Genomic DNA, 17,978 nt, shown 5'->3' with positions numbered 1-17,978 from the left:
AACATTTTCATGCAATTTACGTACTTATATTTAGGGAGAAAAGGAGGTGCGGATTTGGTAAACATTGCAGATCAAAGGAAGTTTCTTTTATTATCTTTTATTCTGCTGGTTTCCTTATTTTTATTAACCGGCTGCGTACAGCCTGAAAAAACTGAGATAGAGCAGAATAAGGATCAGGAAAAAGAAGCTTCTGAACCTTCCGCACCACCTGATGAAGATGGAAACAAGAGCATTAAGACTATTCGGATAAAAGAAGGGGAATTTCAGGGAGCAAATGGCTGGCTCAGCAATGATCAAATTGTTTACACTGTAAATGATGGCGCAGCTTCAAGGATTTATGCTTATAGCCTGTTTTCAGGCGAACAAGAGCTTCTCTATGAAAGTTCACACCCGATTGCGTCTGTAACGGTAAGCCCAGCCGGCAAATACATACTGATTCGATCATCACCTGGAACATATGAAGCAGCCTTAACGGTTATAAAATCAAATGGAAAAGTTGTCTGGGAGGAAAATGTTACTGGCTTTGATTTTGCTGTTGAGTGGAACCCTTATCATGAAGAGTCTATATTAATTGCTTCATTTACTGAAGACTGGGATTTCACACCTTACCATATAGATATCGCAAAAGGGACATTAGCAGAATTAAACTTAAGGGAGCCTTTTGCTAAATGGGGGGATTCAAATCATCTTATTTTCCTTGATTGGGACAGTGAAAACCCGTCACTTTTCGCACCCCTAGTTAAGCAATCTATTGCTGGAAATAATGAAACCCTCGTTGAGGAAGACATTTTTCAATTCGATGCTGCCAGGGACAGGCTAATGACCATTACTGTGCCGGCAGATCAATCAGACCAAGCTCTGTATACTTTTATGGATAATGATTTTAAAGAGCTGGCTTCATTCTCAATACCCCATTTGACAAGGTTTTCAGATTGGCTGGTGCCGTACTATGACTGGACTCCCCGGGGAATCATTACTTTTCAGCCATTGTACAGCGCTGAGAGTGATATGTATGCTGGGGGATTTCAGCTTATATCTGTTGAAAGTGAAACCGGTGATAAGGAAGTGCTTTTCGATAGTATGGAAAACGCGCCGCTTAGCTGTTCACCCAACGGGAAAGCCTGTTTAACAGGTTTCTATCTTGAGGAACTGATCATGACCGACAGAAAAGAGGTCATCCCGTTAGTTGGACAAAACGAGTAATCAAACAGGCAAAGGAGCAGAGATATGGCAATTGCAGATGTTACAGTCATTCCAATTGGAACGGAAACACCAAGTGTCAGCAGTTATGTGGCTGACATTCAGCGTGTATTACAAAAGTACGAGGAAAGCGGCACAATCCGATTTCAGCTGACACCCATGAGTACCATTATAGAAGGGGAGCTTCCTGATTTGTTTGAAGTTATTCAGGCAATGCATGAAGTCCCTTTTGAAAAAGGCTTAATGAGAGTGGCGACAAATATCCGCATTGATGACAGAAGAGATGTTAAGAGGAAAATGGAAGAAAAGGTCCAAAGAGTTGAAAGCCGGCTAAATGTCTAAAATAAAAGGGCTCCCACTGAGGGAAGCCCTTTTATTTCTTAAGGTAAAGCATGATGTGTTTTTCTTAGTGAACAGCAGGATATCCACTGTTAATTAAGGTCATTACAGAGAACCATCCGAAAACGGCAAGTGTTCCTACAGCAAAAACCAAGCCAAGGAAGTTCTTGTTTTTCAGTGCACTAAATGCACCAAATGCTGCAAGAACTGCGACTAATGCAAAAATAATTGGTAGTCCCATTAAAACAGCCCCCTTTATTTCGTGATCAGCAGGCAAAAGCCATATCAAAATCATTCTTCAGGTTATATACCCATTATGTAAAACCCAAGTATATACATTCGTCCTTTATTTTATATTTTTTTCTTCTATTTGTCGAGGTCTAAAAATGACACTTGTATGTCATATGCTTCAGCAATGCCGATTATTAAATCCTTTAGATGAAGTTCTGTAAAATAAACTGCCGGCATTTTTTCTTCTTTCGCCGTAAAGACTAGATGCTCCTGAAATTGATAGACAGCCATCTGGATATCTTCCTTATTGCCCCCGGTTATTGTAAAGGCGCTAAGGAGCTCAGTGAACAAGCAAACTCCGCTTTCTGTTTCAATCGCAAAGTCTTCAAAAGTTTCTCCCTTTACACCCGATTTTATGTAATAAAGATTAAAAAATTCTTCAAATAGTCCGGCATCGACCAGGACGCTTTTGGTAAATTCCGCATGAGTCCTCTGTTCAAACAAAAAGATGCTCTGCTGAAAATCGAACAGTTCAGTATTATTTTTTATTAAGTTCATGAATTCAGGCACATCTTGAATAATATAGCCGGCTTCAACGCCATATAGGATTTTCATCTTATACTCCTTTTGCAGATATAAGGCATTCCATTCTGATATAGTGTAAAATAATAGACAAATAAATCAACTATGGAGGTGTAGGCAATGGAATGGAATCAGATCCCTCTTGGCCCATTGCAAACAAACTGTTATGTCCTTTCGAATGAAAACAAAGATTGTTTAATCTTTGATCCGGGTGAAGAGAGCGGAAAACTGAGCGGTATTATCGAACAAAAAGGACTGAAACCTCTTGCTGTCATACTTACTCATGCCCATTTTGATCATATTGGCGCTGTAGACGAAATAAGAGATGCATTTTCTATCCCAGTATACATACATGAAAAAGAAGCAGCGTGGCTTCCGGATCCAGCCTTAAATGGTTCTCACCTATTTAGAATAGGAAAGCTGATAAAAGCAAGGCCTGCCGACCATATTATAACAGCTGAACAAGAGTTGAGCATAGGTGAATTTACCTTTAACATTCTGGAGACACCAGGCCATTCCCCAGGGAGTGTTTCTCTGTATTTTAGAGATGCTGGTCTTGTGGTGGCCGGTGACGCGCTGTTCAGCGGAAGCATCGGACGCACAGATCTGCCGGGCGGCAATCATCAGCAGCTCCTTGAAAGTATACATAATAAGCTTTTGTCATTGCCTGAAGAAACAGAAGTGCTTCCTGGACACGGACCGGTTACGGCAATTGGCCGGGAAATGGATTCAAATCCATTTCTGAATGGATTCTGATTGGAAAATAGAAAAGCCCTTCTCCAATGAGAAGGGCTTTTCTGGGGGATGTTTTATTCATATAAAATGGGAGGGGATATAGTTAAGCTACTACATTAACAATATAACAGGGAAAACACTATGTCAATAGTGAAAACAGTGTCCAAAACAATAAAAATGGCTGTTTCCAGAAATCCAGATTTTTCAATCGAAAAGGGAGTTTATATGCTGAATTTACTAATAAATTATATAGAAAATACTCCTCAAAAAATGATCAGCTATGCTGACTATATCCAGCAGGCCCTTTATCATTCCGAATATGGTTACTATATGAAAGATGATGAAAAAATTGGGCCAGGGGGAGATTTTATTACAACCAGCAATGTTTCTGATATATATGGAAGGACCATATCAAAGTGGTTTCATCAAATGGCGGGGAAAAATAAGCTGCCATTTCGGGTCTGTGAAATAGGGGGCGGAAATGGACGCTTTGCAAAAGCTTTCCTTGATGAGTGGAATCTTATTTCTGATGAAGAGATTCATTATTATATCTTTGAAACAAGCCCCTATCACAGGAAGCTGCAGAAGGAGCAGATAATATTTTCCGAACATATCAGACAAATAGATAGCTGGAACGAGATTTCTCCATTTTGCGGCCTGATTTTTTCAAATGAGCTTTTTGATGCCTTGCCTGTACATGTGGTTGAAAAAGCAAATGATCAATTGATTGAAATTATGGTAACCGTAAAAGACGGAAAGCTAGCAGAACAAGCTGTACCATTAGCAAATAGAGATATTTCCTTATACCTTGAAGAAAGCGGTTTGTCACTAAGCAATGGCCAAAGAATTGAAATCCCTCTGCAAATGGAGCAGATGATCAAGAGTATCTCTGCTGCTCTGGATAAAGGGTTTGTTTTGACTGCCGATTATGGCTATACAGATGAGGAATGGCAGGAACCGATTAGAAGGGATGGAAGTCTCAGAGGTTATTACAAGCATTCTTTAATTCCTAATGTACTCGAGCACCCTGGCGAGATGGATATAACCAGCCATATTCATTTTGATTCACTGATCCGATTGGGAGAGAAAGAAGGGCTGAATTTTCATTTTATGATGAGACAGGATGAATTCCTGCTGTCTGCAGGCATTTTACAGGAGCTTGAAAATCATTATGATCCTAATCCGTTTTCTCCTGTCAGCAAAAGAAACAGGGCAATAAGAAGTCTGATAACTCCTTCAGGCATGAGTGCAGCATTTCACCTGATCCTGCAGGGGAAGAAAATAGAGGGAAAATAAAAAAGCGATGATTTCATCGCTTTTTTATCGGCTATTAGTGGCCGCCGGCACCAGGTGTCATCATAAATGTTGACCAGTAAGTGAAGCCTACGAAGAAAACAGTTAAGTATGCTCCAAAAACATAAATATACATACGTTCGGAAAGCTTTAAGTAGCTTAAAAGCAGGAAAAATCCTGTTTGGCCGAAGAAAATCAAGGACGTTGTATACATATCGCCAAGGTAAAACATAACAGCGAAAATTCCCGTCCAGAATCCTAATACTCTGTACATACGATCCATATGTATCCCTCCTTTTACCCTTACAAGTCCATCACTACAATATTATAAAGTAAATGCTTAATAAAAGTAAATAATGGTTTCTAAATAGTCCAGAAAAGGGCGGGAAAAAAAGCTTAGCAAGGTCTTTTTTCCGCCATATTTCTGGGGATGCCTTTAATTTCCAACAATTGCTTTGTATGAGCACGAATCACAGCCAGTGAGCATATTCTGCTTTTCCACCAGTTGAATGGAATCAAACAGACTTTCAAACATCCCCTTTAAAAATTCATAATGCATATTGCAGACTGGCTCAGCATGCCGGGCTGCAACCTCTTTAAATGGGCAATTATAAATTTGGAAATAGACAATGGTCTTTTCCTCGTTTGCATCAAATTCAGGGTGAAAACCTGACAGATCAGCAGCATGCTTTAAGATGTTTATTTTCTGTTCAAAAGTAAGCTGATCTGTGTTTCCATACCGTTGAAGCTCTTGCCCGATCAGTTCACTGCCAAACTTCTTCCCTGTTGCATACAGTGCTTTTCGTCCTTCTTCACCTAAGTCAAGCATTGTTTCCATGGCTATTTTGGCCAGCAGCTGATAATCCCTGTAAGGGAAATGCAGCTGAACAACATCATCAGACAACCGATATAACCGGCTGGGCCTTCCGCCTTTGCCCGTTTTTTTTGTTTCAGAAACAAGCATATTTACATCTTCAAGCTTGGATAAATGCAGCCTTGCAACATTGGGATGGATGCTGAAATTATCTGCAATCTCCTGCACAGTAACATCTTTATGCCGTTTAGTAATGTATTGATAAATATAATAGCGGGTTGGATCGGATAACACATTTGTTATTTTTAATGTTTGCTCCATTTATTGTCACCTCAAAAGGATTATTTATTCCCGAGGTCATCAGCTGTCACTTATAGCATTTAGCTGGCGCCTTCCTGGCCTGCTTCCATTATAATACAGCCAATTAAGGTTAACACTGTAATCACTATAAGTTTAGAAAATGTTCACAAATGAAGTTTAATTACTTATACAAAAGTGTATACATATATTGTACAATTAATATACAATAAGTATAGGTAAAATAATGAATTTTTGAGGTGAAGAGGTATGAGCCAATTGACATTTTTCACATATCCCAGCTGTACTTCATGCAGAAAGACAAAAAAATGGCTGACAGCCCATTCAATTGATTTTGAAGAAAGGCATCTCTTCAGGGAGACTCCATCACCAAGAGAATTATTAAAAATCCTTTCTTTAACAACAAGCGGCCTTGATGAGATTCTCGCGACCCGCAGCCAGACCTATAAAGAACTGGGAGAGAACCTTGAGGAATTATCATTATCAGAAGTGGTGCAAATGGTTATTAAGGAGCCAAAACTGCTGCGGAGGCCGATTCTGACAAACGGAGATAAGATTGTCATAGGCTATAATCCGGATGCATTTAAGAATATGGCTAAATAGATTATTCTAAATTGAAAAAGGAAGGACATCCGGTGTCCTTCCACAACTACTGGGCTAGCAGGATTCGAACCTGCGCATGACGGAGTCAAAGTCCGGTGCCTTACCGCTTGGCTATAGCCCATCAATTCGCTATATCCTTTTTTATTATGGAAAGAAATAAATAATCTATTCACAAATTCGTCAAAGAAATTTGCCGAAAAATGAAGGAAATGCTTTGGATAAGTCGAATTATTATCCAGAACAATTAAAAAAGGTGGTGCATAATTAGTTGAGTATAATTGAAAGATTGGCAGAACGAATTATTAAAGACGCGGTCAGAAGCCATGCTTCCGACATCCACATCATTCCCCGAAGAAAAGACACACTCATTCAGCTGAGGTTCGGCAGCCAGTTGACTCCAAGGCTTTATCTTCCCAAAGAAGAGTGTGACAGATTGATTTCCCATTTTAAATTTACAGCATCAATGGATATTGGTGAAAAAAGAAGGCCGCAGAGCGGTGCATACTCACTTGAAGTAGACGGACAAATGATTGGCCTGCGCTTTTCAACCCTCCCATCAAGCCACAGCGAGAGCCTCGTTATCAGAATTCTTCCCCAGCAGGAACAAATTCCTTTTTACCAAATCAGCCTTTTTCCAGACATGACAAGAAAAATGCTGGCACTGCTGAAGCATGCTCATGGTTTAATTATTTTCACTGGCCCGACCGGCAGCGGTAAAACCACAACTTTGTATTCCCTTCTGAATGAAACCTCCCATATGTTCCATCGCAATGTCATCACCCTGGAAGATCCCATTGAAAAAGAGAATGACTTAGTTCTTCAAGTCCAAGTGAATGAGAAAGCTGGCGTGTCTTATTCTGCAGGCTTAAAAGCAATCCTTCGCCATGACCCGGATATCATTATGGTCGGTGAAATCCGGGATGCGGAAACGGCGAAGATTGCAGTTAGAGCAGCTCTCACCGGTCACCTTGTTTTAAGCACCATGCATACACGGGATGCCGAGGGGGCTGTATACCGTTTAGCTGAGTTTGGAGTGAACGTGCTGGAAATTGAGCAGACTTTGGTGGCGGTCACCGCACAGCGCCTCGTCGAATTGAATTGTCCATATTGTGAAAAGGAATGCTCCCCATTCTGCTATGGATATGGCAGGTGGAAAAGGGCGAGTGTGTTTGAGCTGCTTGCAGGAAGGGCGCTCAATGCCTCCATAAAGAATGCAAGAGGGGAAAACAGCCTTGTTAAGTATCGAACACTGAAGGAAGTCATAACTAAAGGGATTGCTCTGGGCTATATAAAGGAAACGGAGTACAGCAGGTGGGTGCATGACGATGGAGAAGCATAAATGGACCATTCAGGAACAGGGTTTGTTTCTGAAGAATACAGGGGAACTTTTGTCCAGAGGCTACCCTTTATCTGAAGCGCTGGAGTCACTGGTGCATCAGCTGCCGCTAAAAAGAAAACATGAAATCAGGCAGTGCCTCTCTCAATTGAGAGAAGGGTTTCCTTTTTATCAAATACTTTCAAACATGAACTTTAATAAAAATCTGATTGGCTATGTTTTTTTTGCTGAACAGCACGGAGGCCTTGCTTCTGCATTTCTTGAAGGAAGCGATATGGTGCTCCGAAAAGGCAGGGACACTGAAAAGTTGAAAAAGCTGATGGCCTATCCGATTTTCCTGATGCTCATTACCGCATTCTTATTTATTTTCGTTGATAAAGTCCTGTTGCCCCGTTTCTCTTCCTTATTTGTTTCAATGCAGCTTCAGCCTAATTTTTTTACGAAAGCCGTTTATTTGTTTGGTGATTTTCTCCCATTTTTTCTTCTGATTCTGTTCTTCGGCTTGGTCGCTTTGCTTATATACTATTTTGTCAGATTCAGAAAACTTTCCCCTATCCAGCAAAAAAAAATCCTGGTAAGAGTACCTGCAGCAGGCCAATTTCTTCGCCTTTACTATACCCACTTCTTTGCTGTACAGCTCAGTTATCTTTTAAATGGGGGCTTATCTATATCTGAAGCGCTGAGTCTTTTTGAGAAAAATGAAAAGCAGCCTTTTTACAGTGTCCTCGGCAAAGCCGTGAAGCTCAAGCTGCGTGAAGGGAATAAGCTGGAAGACATTCTTGTGAGTTTTCCATTTTTTGAAAGGGAACTGTCTAATATTATCAGACATGGTCAGAAAAATGGTAGGCTGGACCAGGAATTAACGTTTTTCAGCAGGCATTGTCTGCACAAAATAGAGGAAAAAACAGAAAAACTTCTTAAGGTCATTCAGCCCGTTTTATATATGTTTATCGGTTTTTTAATAGTTTCGATGTATTTGGCAGTTTTGCTGCCTATGTTTCATTTACTGGAGGGATTTTAATGAAATGGCGTATGTTAAACAATAACAGAGGATTCACGCTTATTGAAATGATGATTGTTTTATTGGTGATTTCAGTGCTCTTAATCATCACCATTCCCAATGTAACAAAACACAATTCTAAAATAAACAGCAAGGGATGCGATGCGTTTGTTAAAATGGTGCAGGCGCAGGTTCAGGCATATGAAATCGATAAAAAAGCACTTCCTTCGGATATACAGGACTTAGTTGCTGCCGAATATCTCAATGCAGATACCACAACTTGTCCAAATGGAGATGCCATTACGATTTCTGCTGATGGGAAGGTTGAATCTGAAGAGTCATGATGAAAAACAAAGCAGGCTTTACATTGATAGAGTCGCTATTCGTTCTCAGTATTTTCCTTATTATTGCCTCGGTTACAGCCCTGCTTCTAAAACCGCATATTTTCTATCTTGAAAAGATAATGTTCTTTTCCCAATTAAAATCTGACCTCCTTTATGCCCAAAACTATGCCATAACCCACCAGACAGAGGTAGCTATTCAGATCATTCCAGAGGAGAATAGGTATTTCGCTAAGGAAAAGCTTGCGGCTGATCCTATCTTTAGCAGAGAATATTCAGGAATCATTGAGATTAAGCCGGGAACAATGCCATTGTATTTTCAATATGGACCTGGCGGAATTACAAATAAATTTGGAAGCTTCTATATTAAAGCAGACAGGGAGCAATACAAACTAACATTTTTTATCGGAAGAGGACGATTTAATGTGGAGAAGGAATGAAGGTTTTTTTCTGGCTGAGCTCCTGCTGTCTTTATCAGGGATGCTGCTTGCAGCGGGAATAATATTTCCCCTTGTCATAAAGGCACTTGTGCATTCTGAAGAGGTAAAACAGGATTATGAAAGCACCCAGCTGCTTTATGAAAGCCTTATGGAGGCTGCATCGGAGGGGAGTTTTCCTGAGGGGAAGACCATAAAAAAAAATCAGACAGTCTATCAAATATTCCTTAAGGAAAACCAAGGATTTATGGAGGTTTGCATAAGGTATGAAAATGTACGGGATAACACGAAGGAGAAGTGTGAGGTATTTCAGTAATAAGGGGTTTACCATGCTTGAAATGCTGTTTTCATTTTCAATATTTTTATTGATTGTTTCCTTTTTGACGGTGGGCTTGAATTTCCTTTTTCAGGACTGGAAAATGGAAGCTAGGACACAAAGACTTGAATGGCATGTATTTATCAACCAGCTGAAAAAAGAAATCAGGCTTGCTGATGCTGCACATATAACAGCTGGATCAATTGTTTTGACTATAGACGGGAAAAGTGTGCTTTATGAAAAATATGGATCTAACTTGCGGAGGAGAGTGGATATGAAGGGCCATGAGATTGTCCTTCAAAAACTAAATGCCATTACCTTTACGTCAGTCAATGGCGGGGTTGAAATAAATGTTTCGGATCATTTTGATCAAAAGCATTCCGCGTTTCTTTATTACTTAATGGATATGGAGGATATTGATGTACCGTAATCAGGAAGGATTTGCTTATCCTCTTACTTTAACAATTATTCTGGCTGCACTCTTTCTTCTTACCATTCAATTAGACCAGTTTATTTCTGAGAAAAGGATTGTGAATCAGGCGGAAACCGTCCTAAAGCAGGAATACTACCTGCTGAGTTCCTTTAAAAAAACAGAAAAAATGCTGAGTGAAAATGCAGAACCGGAAGTGTCAGGAGTTTATTCGTTTAAAAAAGGATCAGTTTCCTATGAGATTTCTCCAGTGGCAACAAGCTTAATCCAGATTACCTTCAAAACAAAAATAGGATCTGATAAGGAAATTTCCGGTTATGCTTACTATGACACAGACCTGAAAAAAATGATAAAATGGATTGAAAAAAACTGAGTGGGGATGAAAATGAAGCCTATTTATTTAATCGGATTCATGGGTTCCGGCAAAACTACGATAGGAAAAGAGCTGGCAGCCTGCTTAAATCAGGAAGTAATTGATACAGATGAAGAAATAGTGAAGCGCGAGAATAAAAATATTAATGATATTTTCGCTCAGCATGGAGAGGGATACTTCAGAAGCCTTGAATTACTTATATTAAATGAAATGGATGGGAGAGCGGGAGTTATAACCACTGGCGGCGGCATTGTAATAAATCCTGAAAACAGAAAAAGGCTTAGCGAAACAGGAATTGTTTTCTTCCTTTATGCTTCTGCTGAAGAAATCTTCAAACGGATTGAGAAGGATCATTCAAGACCGCTGCTGAAAGGCGATAAAAAAAGGCTGATCCACGAACTTTATGAAAAAAGGATGCCGCTCTATGAAGAAACCGCCCATGTGATCATTGATACAACTAATAAAGATAAAGCAGAAATTATACAAGAAATAATCGATTGTTTAGAGTGAAAACCCGTTGGACATACTTGTAAATGATAAATATCAGGCAGCTCTTGCAATTCTGTACGGAAAAAGGCAGGTATGAACATGAAATCCAACGATTATGTAAAGTATCTTACACAGACAGTAGTAAAATATATTGATCAGCCAAAAGATGAGCGAAAACGGCATCGTATTGAAAAAAAGGATATGAAAGAGCCGTTTTTATTCAGATGGTTTGGAATGTTTTCTTATCTGTTTTATTTGGGCATGAGAAGAAAGAAACATAAATAGCTTTTATGCAAAAAAACCGGCTAAGTTTGCCGGTTTTTTGCATTTTTAGACTGCGCTGTCTGTCAGATAAAAAAGACCGCCATTTATGATGGAGATATTAACCTTTGGTTCATATTGCTCCTGTAGGGCTGTTTTTTCGTTTTCATAACTTTCGCCCTTTTCTTCTGCCTCTTCATAAAAATGTTCAAGAAGGCTGAGATCTTTTTGCCAGCGCTTACGGGCCTCATCAGCCCATATATGATCTTCTTGTTCAATTTCGGCTTTAATAAAATTTGCTACCCTGTATACTCCGCTTCCCGGCATAATAAGTGGAGACAGTGTAAACGAGTAGTCGGGGATTTTGGGCGTAAGGCTCATGCCAAGCAATCTGTCATGAAAACTTTCGACCATCTGGCCATTTATCAATTGGAGGCCAATGGATTTGAAGACATCCCGTTTTCGGTCGCATTGATAGGATACGCGAATGTTCATTCCCAGCCATGGTCTTAGCGGCACCTGCTTTCCAGGTGCCTGCCGGTGATTTTCATATAATCGGATATAGCCGGCCAGGTTCCTGGCCGAATCAAAAATCTGGTGAAGCCTCGGTGAGCCAAAATGAATGACTTCCCCCTTAATATGCGGAGGGGCCAGCTGCTGGTTTGTAATAAGCGTCAGCTGCATCGGGTTTGGAATTCCGCCTGTTTTTTCGAGATAGTGCCAATAAAAGGGACGATTCATTAACTCCTTATCCAAATCAATCGTCAGCTGTACGGTCATATACCCCGGACCTCTATCAATTATTTCACACCCATTTGCGTGAAAATACCTTTCAAGGAATTTATGAATTTCCTGTTGCTGCATTCAGTTCACCTTCTTTCAGATCCTCTGCGAATTGAATCATGCTCGTCAAGTTCTCCATTTTAATTCTCATTTCACCTTCTGAAGCCGATTTTCCGAAAATATCAACAAGATGATCGTCAATACTGCCGAATTCAAGCTTTGTTAAAATGTCGTCTAAATCACCGATGACTTTTTCAAAGAGATGTATTTTCTCATATAGAAGCTTCATTATGTGTTCTTCGACTGTTTCTTTTGTGGCGAAATTATAAATCATGACATCCTTTTCCTGTCCGAGACGATGGATGCGCCCAATCCTTTGTTCGAGCCGCATTGGGTTCCAGGGGAGATCAAAATTAATGATATGATTGCAGAACTGCAGGTTTATTCCTTCTCCTCCCGCTTCTGTTGCAATCAGGACTTGAGCATTCTTTTGGAAAAGCTCCCTCATCCAGTCCTTTTTGCCTCTTTTAAATCCACCCCTGAACGGAACCGATGTGATCCCATATTGCTTTAAAAACCACTGCAGGTACATTTGCGTTGCCCTGTATTCAGTAAAGATTATGACCTTGTCATTTATTTTCTGTATTAATTCCAGTGCCTTTTGAGCTTTTGAGTTTTGCTGGACCGCTTCAACCTTTTTAATAAGGTATTGTATTTGCTCCTGGAAAGCTATTGAAGGCTGCTCCTGTCTTTTCAGTATATTCTGAAGCGTAAAATAGACAGCTTCTCTGCTTGAGCATGCCTCTCTTTGCAGGGTCATTACTGAAAACTGGCTGGAACCCACCCAATTTTCTTCACTCCGCAGCTCTGTTACAGCTTCATAGAGCTCACGCTCGGCCTGCGAAAATTCAATCGGTATGGTTTCCACATGCCGTTTGGTCCATTCAATCCCGGTATCTGCCCTGCGGTTGCGGATCATGACTTTGTTTACGAGTTCCTTTAGATGTGCATCATCGTTTAAAGATCGTGAGTCTTTTTTATAATTCTCATAAAAAGCTGATTCATTGCCAAGATGTCCGGGTTTAAGCAGGGACACAAGATTGAAAATCTCACTGATTCGATTTTGAATAGGTGTTGCTGTTAATAGGAGGCAAAACTTCTTTTTAAGGTTTTGTACAAATTCATAGTTTCTCGTTTTATTATTTTTTAGCTTGTGAGCTTCGTCTATAATGATCAGGTCATAATCAAGGCTGTAAATAATGTCCCGATGAGGATTGCGTTTGGCTGTATCGATGGATGATACCACAACGTCGCATTGTTCCCATACATAGCTTTTCCGCTGCGCCACAGCCGGAATAAAAAATTTGCTGTTCAGCTCCATGGCCCACTGGGAAACGAGGGAAGCTGGAACGAGTATTAGGACTTTTTTTACGAGTCCCCTGATCATATATTCCTTTAATATCAGCCCAGCTTCAATCGTTTTTCCAAGACCGACCTCATCAGCCAGGATCGCCTTGCCGTTCATGCTTTCGACTACCTGCTTGGCCACTTCCAGCTGATGGGGAAGAGGAGTAAGGTTCGGAAGATGCTTCGGAGCCTGCAAGCCTTCAAATTCAGGAATAGTTGTATGGTTCTCAACCTCAACAGCCAGTTTATAAAGCTCCCAGTTTCCCCATGGGCCGTCGTCATCAATCCTTTTTAAGAATTCATCCTGCCAGGCAGAATCAAAGCCAATTTGCACTGTCATAAAAACAGCTCCTTTTATCTATATAAAGATATTGCCCAAACCTTGTTTAGGTGGTACGATGTTAATAGCTTTGAAAGTTTTGAAAGTTAACACATTACATTTAGTGAACCGAAGTAATGGATGCTTAATTTTTTCTGTTTGGTATAAGTATGACCATCTTGGAAAATTTTATAAATGCGAATGACAACAAGGGGAGAGACTACATTAGTAGCGCCGAAGGAGCAAGCAAAATCTGTGAATCTCTCAGGCAAAAGAACTCTTGTTTGACGCAGCTCTGGAGAGTGCTTTTTAATAAGCCACCCAAGGGGACAGCCGGTTTCGGTAAACTTTCAGGTGCAAGGACAGAGATCTTCTCATAATTGAGGGGATATTCTGTCCTTTTTTATGTTCCTAAAACAAATTTCAAGAGATTTAAGGGGGACGAGTAAATGTCACAGTTAAAACGCACGCCTTTATTTGAGGTGTACAAGGATTACGGAGCAAAAACCATCGACTTCGGCGGCTGGGACCTTCCTGTTCAATTTTCAAGCATTAAAGAAGAACATGAAGCAGTCCGTACAAAAGCCGGCCTTTTTGATGTATCCCATATGGGTGAAATCGAAGTGAAGGGGACGGACAGTCTTAAATACCTTCAAAAAATGATGACGAACGATATTTCCAAACTAAAGAACTCAGGTGCTCAATATACGGCCATGTGCTATGAAAATGGCGGAACTGTTGATGATTTACTTGTCTATAAAATAGAGGATGACCACTATTTGCTGGTCGTAAATGCTTCCAATATCGAAAAGGATTTCAACTGGCTGCAGGACCATGCTGAAGGCAATGTGGAATTGAAAAACCTTTCAGAAGATATGGCACAGCTGGCGATTCAGGGGCCGCTTGCAGAAAAAGTGCTCCAAAAGCTAGCTGGCACGAATCTGTCGGATATCGGATTTTTTAAATTCCAGCAGGATGTTGATTTGAAAGGCAAGAAAGCCCTTGTCTCCAGAACTGGATATACAGGAGAAGACGGATTTGAAGTTTACTGTGATGCCAAGGATGCAGCCGCATTATGGAATGAAATTCTTGAAGCAGGCAAAGAAGAAGGCGTTCTCCCATGCGGACTTGGCGCAAGGGATACCCTTCGCTTCGAAGCCAACCTGGCACTATATGGCCAGGAGCTCTCACCTGATATCACGCCGCTTGAGGCAGGAATCGGCTTTGCTGTCAAGGTGAATAAAGAAGCGGATTTTATCGGAAAAGAAGTGCTTAAGTACCAAAAAGAAAACGGAGTGCCGCGGAAGCTGGCCGGAATTGAAATGATTGACCGCGGTATTCCGCGCCATGGATATCCTGTATATAAGGGAGAAGAGCTGATCGGGGAAGTGACAACAGGCACTCAATCTCCGACATTGAAAAAGAACATCGGCCTTGTTCTTATCAAGAAAGAGCATGCGGAGCTTGGAACTGAATTGGAAGTGGAGATTCGCGGCAAACGGCTGAAGGCTAAGATTGAAGCAACACCTTTTTACAAAAGAGAAAAGAACTAACCGGGGGGAGAAAATGATGAAACATCGCTATTTACCGATGACAGAGTCTGACCAGAAAGTAATGCTTGAGAAAATCGGCGTCAGTTCTGTGGAAGAATTATTCAGTGATATTCCCGAGAGTGTAAGATTTAAGGGCGAATATAAAATCAAGCCGGCGAAATCAGAGACAGCCTTACTGAAAGAGCTTACTAAAATGGCTCAAAAAAATGCTGATCTTCGCACAAATACATCTTTCCTTGGTGCGGGAGTTTATGATCATTACATGCCGGTCATTGTCGATCATGTTTTATCCCGTTCAGAGTTTTATACTGCCTATACTCCTTACCAGCCGGAAATTTCCCAGGGAGAGCTGCAGGCAATTTTCGAATTTCAGACCATGATCTGTGAATTAACAGGAATGGATGTTGCCAACTCATCCATGTATGATGGCGGAACTGCTCTTGCTGAAGCAGCCATGCTAAGCGCAGGCAGCACACGCCGGAAGAAAATATTAATCTCAAGCGCAGTTCACCCTGAATCGAAGGAAGTAGTCAAAACATACGCAAAGGGCCAGTATATTGAAGTGATTGAGATTCCTCATAAAGATGGCACCACTGACCTTGAAGCCCTAAATGAAATGATTGGCGATGACATCGCAGCTGTGATTGTACAGTACCCTAACTTTTTTGGGAGAGTCGAGCCTTTAAAAGAGCTTGAGGAAATTATTCATGCCCACAAGTCCATGTTTGTTGTTTCAAGCAACCCGCTTGCTCTTGGCGCGCTTACTCCTCCAGGGAAATTCGGAGCAGACATCGTAGCAGGAGATGCTCAGGTTTTCGGTATTCCTACTGCTTTTGGAGGCCCTCATTGCGGATATTTTGCTGTAACATCCAAGCTGATGAGAAAAGTGCCGGGACGTCTTGTTGGACAAACGGTAGACGATCAGGGACGCCGCGGTTTCGTGCTTACCCTTCAGGCGCGTGAACAGCATATACGCCGTGATAAGGCAACATCCAATATCTGTTCCAATCAGGCACTCAACGCACTGGCGGCATCTGTAGCGATGACTGCTCTCGGCAAGAAGGGCGTAAAGGAAATGGCTGCTGCCAATATGCAAAAAGCCCATTATGCAAAACAGCAATTCAAGGCCGCCGGCTTTGAAGTCCCATTCGAAGGCCCTTCATTTAATGAATTCGTCATCAAACTGAATAAGCCTGTTAAGGAAGTAAATCAAAAGCTCCTTGAAAAGGATATTATTGGCGGTTACGATTTGGGCAGAGATTATACTGACCTGAAAAATCATATGCTTGTTGCTGTAACGGAATTGAGAACGAAGGAAGAAATCGATGCATTCGTTAAAGAAATGGGGGATTACCATGCATAAGGAAGATCAGCCACTCATCTTTGAATTAAGCACAGAAGGCCGTATCGGCTACAGCCTGCCGGAGATGGATATTCCGGAAATTGACCTGGGCGAGCTTCTTCCTGAGGGCTATCTGCGAGAAGAAGAGCCTGAGCTGCCGGAAGTGTCAGAACTTGATATCATGCGCCACTATACTGCACTTTCCAAGCGAAATCATGGTGTTGATTCGGGATTTTATCCACTTGGATCCTGCACAATGAAATATAATCCTAAAATCAATGAGAATGTAGCGCGCTTCAACGGTTTTGCCCACTTACACCCGCTGCAGGATGAAAGCTCTGTTCAGGGGGCGCTGGAATTAATGTATGATCTGCAGGAGCACCTGATTGAAATTACAGGAATGGATGAAGTTACACTTCAGCCGGCTGCAGGAGCGCACGGAGAATGGACTGGATTAATGATGATCCGTTCTTATCATGAAGCGAATGGCGATACCAAACGCACTAAAGTTGTCGTTCCTGACTCTGCCCACGGAACAAATCCGGCATCCGCAACAGTTGCAGGCTTTGAAACAGTAACGGTTAAATCGGATGAAAATGGGTTGGTGGATTTAGAGGACCTAAGAAGAGTGGTTGGCGAGGATACTGCTGCTCTTATGCTGACTAACCCCAACACATTAGGGTTGTTTGAAGAAAACATTCTTGAAATGGCAGAGATTGTTCACAGTGCCGGCGGAAAGCTTTACTATGATGGAGCTAACCTGAATGCTGTACTTTCAAAGGCACGCCCTGGAGACATGGGATTTGATGTTGTTCACCTTAATCTTCATAAAACATTTACAGGACCGCATGGCGGCGGCGGACCGGGATCTGGCCCTGTCGGCGTAAAAGCGGATCTGATCCCATACCTTCCGAAGCCTGTTTTAGTTAAGAAAGGTGACCAGTATGAATTTGATTATGACCGCCCGCAATCAATCGGCCGCGTGAAACCGTATTATGGAAACTTCGGCATCAATGTCCGGGCTTATACTTATATCCGTACTATGGGGCCGGATGGCCTGAAGGCAGTTACGGAAAATGCGGTACTAAACGCAAACTATATGATGAGAAGGCTTGAGCCATTCTTTGACCTGCCATTTGACAGACATTGCAAGCATGAATTCGTTTTAAGCGGCAAGCGCCAGAAGAAGCTTGGCGTGCGTACTTTGGATATTGCCAAGCGCCTTCTTGACTTTGGCTATCATCCGCCAACCATCTACTTCCCTCTTAACGTGGAAGAGTGCATCATGATTGAGCCGACAGAAACAGAATCTAAAGAAACCCTGGACGCTTTTGTCGACGCGATGATTCAAATTGCAAAAGAAGCTGAGGAAAACCCTGAGATTGTTCAGGAAGCACCTCATACAACAGTGATTGGCCGTCTGGATGAAACCATGGCTGCAAGAAAGCCGGTTCTTCGTTACCAAAAACAATAATA

At 41.4% G+C, this 17,978-nt stretch carries 23 protein-coding genes, 1 tRNA gene and 1 riboswitch; of the genes, 17 read left to right on the top strand and 7 right to left on the bottom strand.

Translation table 11 applies throughout. The annotated features are described in order from the left end of the window. Positions 1 to 54: 54 nt before the first annotated feature. Both CE058_RS13960 and CE058_RS13955 read left to right on the top strand, forming a co-directional pair. Entirely contained in the window at positions 55 to 1,203 is a 1,149-nt protein-coding gene (locus tag CE058_RS13960) for a YqgU-like beta propeller domain-containing protein (protein ID WP_252219391.1), read from the top strand. Positions 1,204 to 1,227: 24 nt separating this feature from the next. Then, positions 1,228 to 1,542: an MTH1187 family thiamine-binding protein gene (locus CE058_RS13955; RefSeq protein WP_163143410.1), complete on the top strand. Its 315-nt coding sequence runs from the start codon at positions 1,228 to 1,230 to the stop codon at positions 1,540 to 1,542. Between the two features lie 64 nt (positions 1,543 to 1,606). Here the strand turns inward: CE058_RS13955 and CE058_RS13950 are convergent, their stop codons facing one another. Further along, complete coding sequence (locus CE058_RS13950; protein WP_048008269.1) at positions 1,607 to 1,780, bottom strand: DUF2759 domain-containing protein; 174 nt, start codon at positions 1,778 to 1,780, stop codon at positions 1,607 to 1,609. 125 nt (positions 1,781 to 1,905) lie between these two features. Further along, a complete protein-coding gene (locus CE058_RS13945) occupies positions 1,906 to 2,385 on the bottom strand; it encodes a hypothetical protein (protein ID WP_163143407.1) in 480 nt (159 codons plus the stop codon). Positions 2,386 to 2,472: 87 nt separating this feature from the next. Here CE058_RS13945 and CE058_RS13940 point away from each other — a divergent pair, with 87 nt between their 5' ends. Together CE058_RS13940 and CE058_RS13935 are read left to right on the top strand one after the other, a co-directional pair. Continuing rightward, positions 2,473 to 3,108 carry an MBL fold metallo-hydrolase gene (locus CE058_RS13940; protein WP_163143404.1) on the top strand — a complete coding sequence of 212 codons (636 nt, stop codon included), beginning with the start codon at positions 2,473 to 2,475 and terminating at the stop codon, positions 3,106 to 3,108. 204 nt (positions 3,109 to 3,312) lie between these two features. Beyond that, a complete protein-coding gene (locus CE058_RS13935) occupies positions 3,313 to 4,383 on the top strand; it encodes a class I SAM-dependent methyltransferase (protein WP_163143615.1) in 1,071 nt (356 codons plus the stop codon). Between the two features lie 34 nt (positions 4,384 to 4,417). On the opposite strand, the gene CE058_RS13930 is transcribed toward CE058_RS13935, so the two are convergent. Both CE058_RS13930 and CE058_RS13925 read right to left on the bottom strand, forming a co-directional pair. Beyond that, complete coding sequence (locus tag CE058_RS13930) at positions 4,418 to 4,663, bottom strand: DUF2626 domain-containing protein (RefSeq protein ID WP_009332938.1); 246 nt, start codon at positions 4,661 to 4,663, stop codon at positions 4,418 to 4,420. Positions 4,664 to 4,816: 153 nt separating this feature from the next. Further along, a complete protein-coding gene (locus CE058_RS13925) occupies positions 4,817 to 5,515 on the bottom strand; it encodes a helix-turn-helix transcriptional regulator (protein ID WP_163143401.1) in 699 nt (232 codons plus the stop codon). Positions 5,516 to 5,761: 246 nt separating this feature from the next. Between CE058_RS13925 and CE058_RS13920 the strand changes: the two genes are divergently transcribed. Then, the gene (locus CE058_RS13920; protein ID WP_048008265.1) at positions 5,762 to 6,115 is read left to right on the top strand and encodes a Spx/MgsR family RNA polymerase-binding regulatory protein; all 354 of its coding nucleotides are present in this window, start codon (positions 5,762 to 5,764) and stop codon (positions 6,113 to 6,115) included. Between the two features lie 49 nt (positions 6,116 to 6,164). Here CE058_RS13920 and CE058_RS13915 read toward each other — a convergent pair. Further along, positions 6,165 to 6,236 (bottom strand) — tRNA-Gln (locus tag CE058_RS13915). Between the two features lie 147 nt (positions 6,237 to 6,383). On the opposite strand from CE058_RS13915, the gene comGA reads away from it, so the two are divergent. From comGA to CE058_RS13870, 9 genes are all read left to right on the top strand, one after another. Continuing rightward, a complete protein-coding gene (comGA, locus tag CE058_RS13910; RefSeq protein ID WP_163143398.1) occupies positions 6,384 to 7,454 on the top strand; it encodes a competence type IV pilus ATPase ComGA in 1,071 nt (356 codons plus the stop codon). Beyond that, positions 7,441 to 8,472, top strand: coding sequence for a competence type IV pilus assembly protein ComGB (gene comGB, locus CE058_RS13905; RefSeq protein ID WP_163143395.1), 1,032 nt, complete (start codon positions 7,441 to 7,443; stop codon positions 8,470 to 8,472). Before comGA ends, comGB begins: the two co-directional genes overlap by 14 nt. Beyond that, a complete protein-coding gene (comGC, locus tag CE058_RS13900) occupies positions 8,472 to 8,795 on the top strand; it encodes a competence type IV pilus major pilin ComGC (RefSeq protein WP_163143392.1) in 324 nt (107 codons plus the stop codon). The genes comGB and comGC overlap by 1 nt, the downstream gene beginning before the upstream one ends. Then, entirely contained in the window at positions 8,795 to 9,232 is a 438-nt protein-coding gene (gene comGD, locus CE058_RS13895; RefSeq protein WP_286167988.1) for a competence type IV pilus minor pilin ComGD, read from the top strand. Before comGC ends, comGD begins: the two co-directional genes overlap by 1 nt. Beyond that, complete coding sequence (locus tag CE058_RS13890) at positions 9,216 to 9,545, top strand: phosphatase (RefSeq protein ID WP_163143386.1); 330 nt, start codon at positions 9,216 to 9,218, stop codon at positions 9,543 to 9,545. The genes comGD and CE058_RS13890 overlap by 17 nt, the downstream gene beginning before the upstream one ends. Beyond that, a complete protein-coding gene (gene comGF / locus CE058_RS13885; protein WP_309486295.1) occupies positions 9,496 to 9,975 on the top strand; it encodes a competence type IV pilus minor pilin ComGF in 480 nt (159 codons plus the stop codon). Before CE058_RS13890 ends, comGF begins: the two co-directional genes overlap by 50 nt. Next, positions 9,965 to 10,348 (top strand): competence type IV pilus minor pilin ComGG, encoded by a 384-nt coding sequence (gene comGG, locus CE058_RS13880; RefSeq protein WP_163143381.1) that lies wholly within the window; start codon positions 9,965 to 9,967, stop codon positions 10,346 to 10,348. Before comGF ends, comGG begins: the two co-directional genes overlap by 11 nt. A gap of 12 nt (positions 10,349 to 10,360) precedes the next feature. After that, positions 10,361 to 10,858, top strand: coding sequence for a shikimate kinase (locus tag CE058_RS13875; protein ID WP_048008257.1), 498 nt, complete (start codon positions 10,361 to 10,363; stop codon positions 10,856 to 10,858). Positions 10,859 to 10,936: 78 nt separating this feature from the next. Next, positions 10,937 to 11,122 carry a YqzE family protein gene (locus tag CE058_RS13870; RefSeq protein ID WP_095245709.1) on the top strand — a complete coding sequence of 62 codons (186 nt, stop codon included), beginning with the start codon at positions 10,937 to 10,939 and terminating at the stop codon, positions 11,120 to 11,122. A 45-nt stretch (positions 11,123 to 11,167) separates the two neighbouring features. Here the strand turns inward: CE058_RS13870 and CE058_RS13865 are convergent, their stop codons facing one another. Together CE058_RS13865 and CE058_RS13860 are read right to left on the bottom strand one after the other, a co-directional pair. Then, complete coding sequence (locus tag CE058_RS13865; RefSeq protein WP_048008256.1) at positions 11,168 to 11,962, bottom strand: YqhG family protein; 795 nt, start codon at positions 11,960 to 11,962, stop codon at positions 11,168 to 11,170. Next, positions 11,940 to 13,628 carry a DEAD/DEAH box helicase gene (locus tag CE058_RS13860; protein WP_163143378.1) on the bottom strand — a complete coding sequence of 563 codons (1,689 nt, stop codon included), beginning with the start codon at positions 13,626 to 13,628 and terminating at the stop codon, positions 11,940 to 11,942. The genes CE058_RS13865 and CE058_RS13860 overlap by 23 nt, the downstream gene beginning before the upstream one ends. Positions 13,629 to 13,808: 180 nt before the next feature. Beyond that, positions 13,809 to 13,897, top strand: a riboswitch (glycine riboswitch). 159 nt (positions 13,898 to 14,056) lie between these two features. On the opposite strand from CE058_RS13860, the gene gcvT reads away from it, so the two are divergent. The 3 genes from gcvT to gcvPB are packed head-to-tail and all read left to right on the top strand — an operon-like array spanning position 14,057 to position 17,976. After that, positions 14,057 to 15,160, top strand: coding sequence for a glycine cleavage system aminomethyltransferase GcvT (gene gcvT / locus CE058_RS13855; protein WP_163143375.1), 1,104 nt, complete (start codon positions 14,057 to 14,059; stop codon positions 15,158 to 15,160). A 16-nt stretch (positions 15,161 to 15,176) separates the two neighbouring features. After that, positions 15,177 to 16,523 (top strand): aminomethyl-transferring glycine dehydrogenase subunit GcvPA, encoded by a 1,347-nt coding sequence (gcvPA, locus tag CE058_RS13850; protein ID WP_163143612.1) that lies wholly within the window; start codon positions 15,177 to 15,179, stop codon positions 16,521 to 16,523. Then, entirely contained in the window at positions 16,516 to 17,976 is a 1,461-nt protein-coding gene (gcvPB, locus tag CE058_RS13845; protein ID WP_048008252.1) for an aminomethyl-transferring glycine dehydrogenase subunit GcvPB, read from the top strand. The genes gcvPA and gcvPB overlap by 8 nt, the downstream gene beginning before the upstream one ends. Positions 17,977 to 17,978 lie beyond the last annotated feature (2 nt).

Origin of the sequence: Bacillus sp. 22-7, from assembly GCF_010628845.1 — a bacterium.
In the GTDB taxonomy this organism is placed as follows: domain Bacteria; phylum Bacillota; class Bacilli; order Bacillales; family Cytobacillaceae; genus Cytobacillus; species Cytobacillus firmus_B.
The sequence above is the reverse complement of the archived record's forward strand: the minus strand, read 5'-3'. Positions and strand labels throughout refer to the sequence as shown.

Excerpts from the sequence above, each read along its gene's own strand:
- CE058_RS13955 (WP_163143410.1), top strand. The coding sequence starts at position 1,228 with ATGGCAATTGCAGATGTTACAGTCATTCCAATTGGAACGGAAACACCA.
- CE058_RS13950 (WP_048008269.1), bottom strand. The coding sequence starts at position 1,780 with ATGGGACTACCAATTATTTTTGCATTAGTCGCAGTTCTTGCAGCATTT.
- CE058_RS13945 (WP_163143407.1), bottom strand. The coding sequence starts at position 2,385 with ATGAAAATCCTATATGGCGTTGAAGCCGGCTATATTATTCAAGATGTG.
- CE058_RS13940 (WP_163143404.1), top strand. The coding sequence starts at position 2,473 with ATGGAATGGAATCAGATCCCTCTTGGCCCATTGCAAACAAACTGTTAT.
- CE058_RS13935 (WP_163143615.1), top strand. The coding sequence starts at position 3,313 with ATGCTGAATTTACTAATAAATTATATAGAAAATACTCCTCAAAAAATG.
- CE058_RS13930 (WP_009332938.1), bottom strand. The coding sequence starts at position 4,663 with ATGGATCGTATGTACAGAGTATTAGGATTCTGGACGGGAATTTTCGCT.
- CE058_RS13925 (WP_163143401.1), bottom strand. The coding sequence starts at position 5,515 with ATGGAGCAAACATTAAAAATAACAAATGTGTTATCCGATCCAACCCGC.
- CE058_RS13920 (WP_048008265.1), top strand. The coding sequence starts at position 5,762 with ATGAGCCAATTGACATTTTTCACATATCCCAGCTGTACTTCATGCAGA.
- comGB (WP_163143395.1), top strand. The coding sequence starts at position 7,441 with ATGGAGAAGCATAAATGGACCATTCAGGAACAGGGTTTGTTTCTGAAG.
- comGC (WP_163143392.1), top strand. The coding sequence starts at position 8,472 with ATGAAATGGCGTATGTTAAACAATAACAGAGGATTCACGCTTATTGAA.
- comGD (WP_286167988.1), top strand. The coding sequence starts at position 8,795 with ATGAAAAACAAAGCAGGCTTTACATTGATAGAGTCGCTATTCGTTCTC.
- CE058_RS13890 (WP_163143386.1), top strand. The coding sequence starts at position 9,216 with ATGTGGAGAAGGAATGAAGGTTTTTTTCTGGCTGAGCTCCTGCTGTCT.
- comGF (WP_309486295.1), top strand. The coding sequence starts at position 9,496 with ATGAAAATGTACGGGATAACACGAAGGAGAAGTGTGAGGTATTTCAGT.
- comGG (WP_163143381.1), top strand. The coding sequence starts at position 9,965 with ATGTACCGTAATCAGGAAGGATTTGCTTATCCTCTTACTTTAACAATT.
- CE058_RS13875 (WP_048008257.1), top strand. The coding sequence starts at position 10,361 with ATGAAGCCTATTTATTTAATCGGATTCATGGGTTCCGGCAAAACTACG.
- CE058_RS13870 (WP_095245709.1), top strand. The coding sequence starts at position 10,937 with ATGAAATCCAACGATTATGTAAAGTATCTTACACAGACAGTAGTAAAA.
- CE058_RS13865 (WP_048008256.1), bottom strand. The coding sequence starts at position 11,962 with ATGCAGCAACAGGAAATTCATAAATTCCTTGAAAGGTATTTTCACGCA.
- CE058_RS13860 (WP_163143378.1), bottom strand. The coding sequence starts at position 13,628 with ATGACAGTGCAAATTGGCTTTGATTCTGCCTGGCAGGATGAATTCTTA.
- gcvT (WP_163143375.1), top strand. The coding sequence starts at position 14,057 with ATGTCACAGTTAAAACGCACGCCTTTATTTGAGGTGTACAAGGATTAC.
- gcvPA (WP_163143612.1), top strand. The coding sequence starts at position 15,177 with ATGAAACATCGCTATTTACCGATGACAGAGTCTGACCAGAAAGTAATG.
- gcvPB (WP_048008252.1), top strand. The coding sequence starts at position 16,516 with ATGCATAAGGAAGATCAGCCACTCATCTTTGAATTAAGCACAGAAGGC.